The organism is Parabacteroides sp. AF19-14, from assembly GCF_003635485.1.
Taxonomy (GTDB): Bacteria; Bacteroidota; Bacteroidia; order Bacteroidales; family Tannerellaceae; genus Parabacteroides; species Parabacteroides distasonis.
Map to the genome: position 1 here is coordinate 1 of NZ_QTMJ01000058.1, position 984 is coordinate 984.

Annotated in this window: 1 protein-coding gene; it reads left to right on the plus strand. The window is 34.9% G+C overall.

Going from position 1 to position 984, the window contains the following annotated elements; all coding sequences use genetic code 11:
• The first annotated feature begins 108 nt into the window (after positions 1-108).
• Positions 109-696: a DUF5025 domain-containing protein gene (locus tag DWX33_RS22200; RefSeq protein WP_005860336.1), complete on the plus strand. Its 588-nt coding sequence runs from the start codon at positions 109-111 to the stop codon at positions 694-696.
• The last annotated feature ends 288 nt before the right edge of the window (positions 697-984 follow it).

Here is a 984-nt window from a genome sequence, read left to right on the forward strand (position 1 = left end):
TATTTTAATCTTTTATATATTTTGAGGATAGGGGTATTTGATGGTTTCCTGTCTTATAAGAAAATAATAGTCATTATGGAATCAACAACTGAAAAACGGAATATCTCTATGCTTTACTGGGATGAAGCTAAAAAAGGAATGATGGCAGGTTTCATCTTTTCTTTATTCATTCTTTTACTATTCTCATTCGTTTCTTGTGACAAGGATGAGGATACTTCTTTTGAAGAAACTCCTTACTATTTGGGGTACTTTGAAGGAAAGGTGAATAGTCAAGATATTTCTATAGCTAATCAGTCGAACTCTCATTCTTTCATTGATCATGGAAATTTTTGGCAGGAGGTAAATACCGATTTAAGCGGTTTCTATTGGGAGATACCATTAGGAGTGCATATCTCTGACTATCCTTATCCTATGCTGAGGATCTCATTGATTCCATTGAGAGAAGGAGAATATCTGATCGATAAGGGTAAATTATTGAATGAAGAGATAGAATCTACTGTTAGGATCACGAAAGATGACGCTAAAATAGTGTATCATCCACTGAAATCTTCATTTCGGATACAAGTGGATAGTATTCGTTTTCATGAGGGAAGTGGTACCCCTTATATTGAAGGGAAGATGGAAGGTATTTTATATAATATAGAGAATTCGGAAGATTCGATCGTCATAAAAGACGCTATATTCGGAATACACTAACTTGGAGCCGAATAATGATATAGAAGCAATATTTAGATTGAATGGGAGTTCTATATCATGATATGTCGAACTTTTATTCAGTCTAAATATTAATTTTAATACCTTGTAAGTAATGAAGAAGTTATTTGTTCTGTTGATATTGCTTTTATTTTTTGGCCGATCGCAGGCAACTGATATAGAGGCTCGTACCGGTATATTAGGAGGAGATGGATGGGGACTTCAAACCGGGGCGTATATAAACTTTCCGCAATCACGGTTGTTTTCTATACAAACGGGATTGTTGCTGCA